Source organism: bacterium (assembly GCA_035371905.1).
Lineage (GTDB): Bacteria > Ratteibacteria > UBA8468 > B48-G9 > JAFGKM01 > JAMWDI01.
The window spans coordinates 1-6771 of record DAORXQ010000087.1 but is presented as its reverse complement, the minus strand read 5'-3'; the positions used below and the strand labels follow the sequence as shown (position 1 = coordinate 6771).

9 protein-coding genes are annotated in these 6771 nt (G+C 28.3%); 7 read left to right on the top strand and 2 right to left on the bottom strand.

Annotation, left to right across the window (positions count from 1 at the left end; genetic code table 11):
• On the top strand, positions 1 to 655 hold a 655-nt coding region (locus PKV21_08245), incomplete at its 5' end, for a nucleoside hydrolase (GenBank protein ID HOM27479.1).
• On the opposite strand, the gene queC is transcribed toward PKV21_08245, so the two are convergent.
• Together queC and PKV21_08235 are read right to left on the bottom strand one after the other, a co-directional pair.
• Entirely contained in the window at positions 639 to 1298 is a 660-nt protein-coding gene (gene queC / locus PKV21_08240; GenBank protein ID HOM27478.1) for a 7-cyano-7-deazaguanine synthase QueC, read from the bottom strand. The genes PKV21_08245 and queC overlap by 17 nt on opposite strands.
• On the bottom strand, positions 1295 to 1891 hold the full coding sequence (locus tag PKV21_08235; protein ID HOM27477.1) for a 7-carboxy-7-deazaguanine synthase QueE: 597 nt from the start codon (positions 1889 to 1891) through the stop codon (positions 1295 to 1297). Before PKV21_08235 ends, queC begins: the two co-directional genes overlap by 4 nt.
• Before the next feature lie 85 nt (positions 1892 to 1976).
• On the opposite strand from PKV21_08235, the gene PKV21_08230 reads away from it, so the two are divergent.
• The 6 genes from PKV21_08230 (at position 1977) to PKV21_08205 (ending at position 6212) form a co-directional block, all read left to right on the top strand.
• Entirely contained in the window at positions 1977 to 2465 is a 489-nt protein-coding gene (locus tag PKV21_08230) for a type II secretion system protein (protein ID HOM27476.1), read from the top strand.
• Between the two features lie 5 nt (positions 2466 to 2470).
• Entirely contained in the window at positions 2471 to 3022 is a 552-nt protein-coding gene (gene yfcE, locus PKV21_08225; GenBank protein HOM27475.1) for a phosphodiesterase, read from the top strand.
• Positions 3023 to 3024: 2 nt separating this feature from the next.
• Positions 3025 to 4245 (top strand): competence/damage-inducible protein A, encoded by a 1221-nt coding sequence (locus PKV21_08220; protein ID HOM27474.1) that lies wholly within the window; start codon positions 3025 to 3027, stop codon positions 4243 to 4245.
• Entirely contained in the window at positions 4238 to 5233 is a 996-nt protein-coding gene (gene mltG, locus PKV21_08215) for an endolytic transglycosylase MltG (protein ID HOM27473.1), read from the top strand. Before PKV21_08220 ends, mltG begins: the two co-directional genes overlap by 8 nt.
• Before the next feature lie 101 nt (positions 5234 to 5334).
• Complete coding sequence (locus PKV21_08210; protein HOM27472.1) at positions 5335 to 5661, top strand: hypothetical protein; 327 nt, start codon at positions 5335 to 5337, stop codon at positions 5659 to 5661.
• A complete protein-coding gene (locus PKV21_08205) occupies positions 5658 to 6212 on the top strand; it encodes an RHS repeat-associated core domain-containing protein (GenBank protein HOM27471.1) in 555 nt (184 codons plus the stop codon). Before PKV21_08210 ends, PKV21_08205 begins: the two co-directional genes overlap by 4 nt.
• The last annotated feature ends 559 nt before the right edge of the window (positions 6213 to 6771 follow it).

Here is a 6771-nt window from a genome sequence, read left to right as displayed (position 1 = left end):
TGAACAAAAACAGAAAATATGCCCTCAATTTGAATATCTTGAAAAAATTTCATATAGAAAATCATGTGAGAAGTTTGCCTGGTTAAATTTTTTAAGGAAAACAATTAGGGAAAATCCAGGTGAAATAAATTTAATTACAATTGGACCATTAACAAATATAGGAATTCTTTTCAGTTTTGACCCTGAAATTCCTGATTTATTAAAAGGACTCTACATAATGGGAGGAATGTTTTTTGGAGAAAAAAAGGGAGAATGGAATATAATCTGTGACCCTATTGCTGCACATATAGTTTTTTCAAGTAATATAAAGAATGTTTATGTTTGTGGTCTTGATGTTACCACAAAAGTTATAATGAAAAAAAATGAGGTCATTGAGAAATTTTCAAAAAAAAGTTTGTTAAAAGAAGTTTTAAATTTTGCTGAAATATGGTTCAGAGGAAGGGATACAATAACTTTTCATGACCCACTTGCAGCAACTGTTTTATTTAAAAAGGATATATGTGAATTTAAAAAAGGAAAGGTAAATGTTAATATAGAAAATAAGGAAAAATTTGGAATAACAGGTTTTATTGAAGATGAAAAAGGGAATATTAATGTCGCTTTTAATGTTAAACCTGATGATTTCTTTTTACATTTCTTCAGTGTTTTTTCTTAGTTTTTTCTGAAAACAATTCAGAAAGCGCCTTTTCTCTAATTCTACAACTTGGACATTTTCCACAGGGTTTTTCTTCATTTTTATAGCATGACCATGTTATTGATAAATCAAGACCAAGAGAAATTGCTTTTTTAATTATTTGTTTTTTAGAAAAATTTATTATTGGGGTAATAAGTTTTATTTTTTTCCCTTCAAGTGTTCTTTTTGTTGCTACATCTATCAGTTTCTGAAATCTTTTTATATAAATGGGTCTGCAATCAGGATAACCTGAAAAATCAACTGAGTTAACACCTATAAATATTGCATCTGCTCCAACATTTTCAGCATAACCAAGAGCAAGAGATATAAATATTGTATTTCTTGCTGGAACATAGGTAGGTGGAATATCTTTTGTTTTTTTTTCAGGTATTTTTATTTCATTTCTTGTTAAAGCCGATTTCAAAAAAGACAGGTCAATTTTTAAAATTTTATGTTCTTCTGCCTTTAAAAATTCTGCAACTTTTTTTGATGCTTCTATTTCTTTCCTTGCCTTCTGTCCATAATCCACTGTCAGACAGTAAACTTTATATCCCATTTTTTTTGCAATTGCTGCTGTAACAAAACTATCAATTCCACCTGAAACAAGACATATTGCTTTTTTCATTTTATTTTTAGTATTTTATGTATTTGTAATCTTAAATACCAGTTATCTTTCTGTTTGCTTTTTAAAAATTCAACTATTTTTTCTGAAATTACAGGGTCATTATTCACAGGTTGTAAAATTACAGGTTTTTTTATTTTTTCATCAATAAAATCAAAAGTTTTTTCATCAACTATCACATATTTAAATTCATCACCTGTATCTCTAAATCTTTCATCATAACCACACTTATGAAATTTCATCCCTTCAATTTTAGGACTTACAGTAATCCAGTCAAATTTTATGTCTTTCCAGATTGTTCCATTTGTTTCAACTGATATCCAGTATTTTTTTTCTTTCAATATTTTTAAAATACACTCAATTTCCTGTAAAAATGGTTCTCCACCTGTAAAACAGACCCTTTTACATTCAAATTTTTCTATTTCTTTTAAGATTTCTCCTTCAGTCATTTTCTTTCCTTTTTTCCATGCATATTTTGTATCACAGAAAAAACATTTCAGATTACATCCGGAAAATCTCAGAAAAATAAAAGGTAAACCCTGTAACAATCCCTCTCCCTGTAATGAATAGAAAATTTCTGTTACTCTATAAATCATTTTTAAAAGTTTACTTCACCTACGTTTTTATGTCAAAAAACAACTTGCATTTGACATCCACTTAATTTAAAGTTAAAATAAAAATATGAGAAAAAAAGGGTTCACATTGGTAGAAGTAACTTTTGTAGCAGGAATTGTAACATCTCTTTCTTTGAGTGTATATACCGCAGCAATACAGAGAGGTAAAGCAACTGATTGTTTAAACAATTTAAAACAGATATATCAGGCACTTGTTATGTTCCAGCAGGACAATGATAGATTACCTGATGCAAAATTTTTCCCATCTTCAATTAATGATCAAAAAGGAATCCATAATATTTTAAAATCTTATAATATAAAAGGTAAGGTATTATTCTGTCCTTCATTACCTGATGAACTTAATAAATATGGAACAAATTATATATGGAATGATAATGTAAACGGAAGAAGGTTAGAAGATTTATCCTCTTCAACATGGCTTTTAACTGAAATGACAGCAGTAAGTAAAGATATTCCACCTCCCCATACAGGAAGATATTCAATTATTTATCCAGATGGTCGTGTTTCAACAGAACCTAAAATAAATCTAAAATAAAAAATATGAAAATAGGAATTATAAGTGATACTCACGGTAGTTTGGGTGGTTGGGAAAAAGGATGGGAAATTTTAAAAGATTCTGATATTATAATTCATTGTGGAGACCTCTTTAACCATGGACCAGGAAATCCAGTTCCTGAAAAGTATTCTCCAAAGGAATTATTGAATATATTTAACAGTTTAAAAATTCCACTTTTAATATCAAAAGGAAACTGCGATTCAGAAGTTGACCAGACATTTTTAAACATTCCAATGGCAAGTCCTTTTCTTTTTTATCAAATAAATAATTTGAGATTTATTGTATCACATGGACATATTTTTAGAAAAGAAGAATGGACAGAACTTGGAAAAAAATGGAAGGTTAATTTTTTAATTTCAGGACATACTCATATACCTTCACTTGAAAAAATAGAAAATATTATAATTTTAAATCCAGGAAGTCCTTCTATCCCAAAGGAAAAAATACCCACCTCCGCAATGATTGACTTAAGTGAAAAGTCTGTTAAAATTTATAATCTTTTTGACCAGTCAATAATTAAGAAAGAAAATCTATAAAAATGAGAGTTGAGGTTATAAATATTGGCTCTGAATTACTTTTTGATAGAGTAAATACAAATATAAATTTAATTTCAAGAATTTTGTTGCAGTCAGGGTTTAAAATATCAAGATGTACAGTTGTTGGTGATAATAAAGAGGAAATAAAAAAAACATTTCTAAATTCTTTTGAGGAATCAGACCTTATAATAATCACAGGAGGACTTGGACCAACTTTTGATGATTTAACAAGGGAGGCAATAGCAGAAGCATTAAATAGAAAACTTATTTTTGATGAGAAAATCTGGAAAAATATAGAAGAAAAATTTAAAAGAAGAAATATTACACCACCAGAAATAAATAAAAGACAGGCATATATAATTGAAGGTAGTCAAATAATTGAAAACGAAAATGGAACTGCACCTGGAATGTTAATTGAAAAAAATAATAAGTTGATTTTGATATTACCGGGACCTCCAAATGAACTTAAACCAATGCTTGAAAAAACTGTTAAATTAATTGAAGAAAAATTTAAGAAAGAAGAAGTAGTTTCAAAAATTTATTCTATTATTGGAGTTCCAGAATCAGAAGTTGAAACAAAATTAAGTGATTTAATAAATGAAATGAAAGAAAATTTAACAATTCTGGCTCGTCCAAATTTAATAGAACTTGTTTTAATATTATCAAAAAAAGAGGGAAAAAAATTTGAAAAAGTTGAAAATATTATAAAAGAAAGGTTTGGTGTTAATTTTCTTGGAGTTAATCTTCCTTCTATTCCAGAGTTAATCGGAAATTTATTAAAAGAAAAAAAATTAAAACTTGCTATTGCAGAATCATGTTCAGGCGGTCTTGCATGCAAATTGATTACAGATATACCCGGTAGTTCTGAATATTTTATGGGTGGATTTATAACTTACAGTAACATTTTAAAGAAAAAAATTTTAAAAGTACCAAAAACAATTTTAAGGAAATATGGAGCAGTAAGTGAACAGGTCGCAATATATATGGCAAAAAATGCTAAAAAATATGGAAAAGCAGATATTTCTTTAAGTTTTACTGGGATTGCTGGACCAACCGGAGGGACTTTAGAAAAACCAGTTGGGCTTGTATGGATTGGTGTTGCATATAAAAAAAGTGTTTTTGCAAGAAACTTTATTTTTTCAGGAGACAGACAAACTATAAGAGAACGAGCGGTTTATAAAGGATTTGAATTATTGAGGGAAATTCTGATGAAAAATGGATAAAAAAAATAGAACCCTTCTTTTAATATTCATTATTATAATAACTGGATTTTTTTTAATAAAAATTATAACACTACCTCCTTTAGTTCCAGTAACAAAACTTGTTGAAATACCGGAAAATAAAAATGCTTATGAAGTTGCTAAAATTTTGAAAGAGGAAGGAATTATTAAAAGTACTAAATGGTTTTTATACTGGACAAATAAATATAATGTTCAGAAAAAATTAAAATCTGGAATATATGAGTTTTCAGGAAGAACACCCTTAAAAAGGGTTATTGAAAAACTTGTAAAGGGAGAAATTGCACTTGTTAAGATTACAGTTCCTGAAGGTTCAAATATTTATGATATCGGAGAAATACTTGAAAAATCACATCTTATAAAAGATAAAAATGAATTTATAGAGTATGCTAAAAATAATAATTTTGAGGGTTTTCTTTTCCCCGATACTTATTATTTTCCTTATAATATTTCAATTGAAAGTATATGTATAAAAATGTGGAAAAATTTTAAAAATGTTTTTGAGCAGATTTATGATGAAGAAATACATGAAAAAAACTGGAAAAAAGTAAAAGAAATTGTGACTGTCGCTTCAATAGTTGAGAAAGAAGCAGGTTTAAGTTCAGAAAGAAAAATAATTGCGGGAATTATATATAAACGACTCAAAAAAAATATACCGATTGAAAGTTGTTCAACTGTTGAATATGCTCTCGGATATAAAAAAAAGAGGTTAACAAAATCAGACCTTAAAATAAAATCACCTTATAACACCTATATTTATAAAGGGCTTCCACCTACTCCTATATGTAATCCTGGAAAGGATTCTTTGATTGCTGCTTTAAATCCAATAAATACAGATTATATGTTTTTTCTTTCAAAAGGAGATGGAACAAATTATTTTTCAAAAACATATTCAGAACATCTTGAAGCAATTAAAAAATATCTATCTAATAAAATAACCCCTGAAACCGATTTACAACAGAACTCAATGTGATATAAAATTTTAATGACTTATTTAGGTAGTGAAATAAAAAATAATAGAGCAATTGTCAAAAAGAATAAAAGAGGAGTATAATAAAAGAAAAGGGGAAGAAAATGGAAAAGGCATTAATGTTTTTGAGTTTTTTTCTTGGGTTTTTGAGTGTAGTTATGGCTTTTGTTTTAAGTTATAATACGAATAAATTAGTAAGGACAGAAGATGAGAGAGCAAAAAGTTTAATAAGTGAGACACAAAAGATGATAGAGAGGATGGATGAAAGAATGGAGAGAATGGATATAGCCCACAGAGAAATGCTTGAGAGGATGGATGCGAAAATGGAGAAGATGGATGATACATTGAGACTTTTAGGCACACTAATAAAATCAGAAGGAGAAAAGACAAGAGAATTAATAAACAAAGTACTTGAGAAAATGCCAGGATGATTAAGAAAGATTATGACCGGCTTGGAAGTGTAAGATTTATGACAGATGAGACAGGAGCAATTATTCAAGAGTATGTTTATGATGCCTTTGGTAATTTATTAAGTAGTTCAGGTTCAATCAGTCAGCCGTATGAGTATGTAGGAAGAGAGGGTTATTATAAGGAAGGAGATATAGGTTTGTATTTATTAGGTCAGAGGTGGTATGAAAGTGAGGTAGGTAGGTTTGTAAGTAGAGATTTAATAGGTGAGGAAGGTGGTTTGAATTTGTATGAGTATGTAAGGAATAACCCAATAATATATTACGATAGTGAAGGTACCCAACCTTCTTTTTCTTATGACTGTCCACCTCCTTCACCCTGTGTTCATTGGTTTGGTCCTACTTTTGAGCAAATATTCAATTATTTTTACTGTCATTCTTGCAGGGCTCGGTGTTATTATGAGTATTGCCGGAATAATTTTGTTGGTAAAATGCGCGACGATTGTGAAGAGTCTTGTGATAATGCTTTACCATTATGTATTGCAGGAGGAAATTTTGAATATCATCTCCGGTGATTTTGTTCAAAAAATTAAAAAATTTATAAAAATATTATCTTTAAGTATATTTGGATTTTTAATAGGCCCGTTTTTAATAACAGCAATAAATATAATTTTTGTGAAGATAGAAATTTTAAGAAAAATTTATAGAGCTACAATCTCTCATATTGACGACATTTTAAATTTTATTTTTCCAAGTTTAGTATCGCGTTTTTTCTTTAATATTATTTTGAGTTTTTTTCAATGATTTCTGGTGGTTTGATAAGTGGGTTTATTATAAGATATTTTATTCCTTTAACAAAGAGAGAATTTTTTATTTGCTTTTTTTATTTTGTTAAGTTCTCCTTATGAAAACATATATTCATTTATAATATCTAATATTGCAATACTCTTTTATTTCAGTTAAATGACTTATTTAGGTGGTAAAATAGGAGAAAAAATGAGGAAATATAAAAAACTTGCCAAATTGAATAAAAGAGGAGTATAATAAAAAGAAAGGGGAAGAAAATGGAAAAGGCATTAATGTTTTTGAGTTTTTTTCTTGGGTTTTTGAGTGTAGTAGTTGCTATTGTTTTAC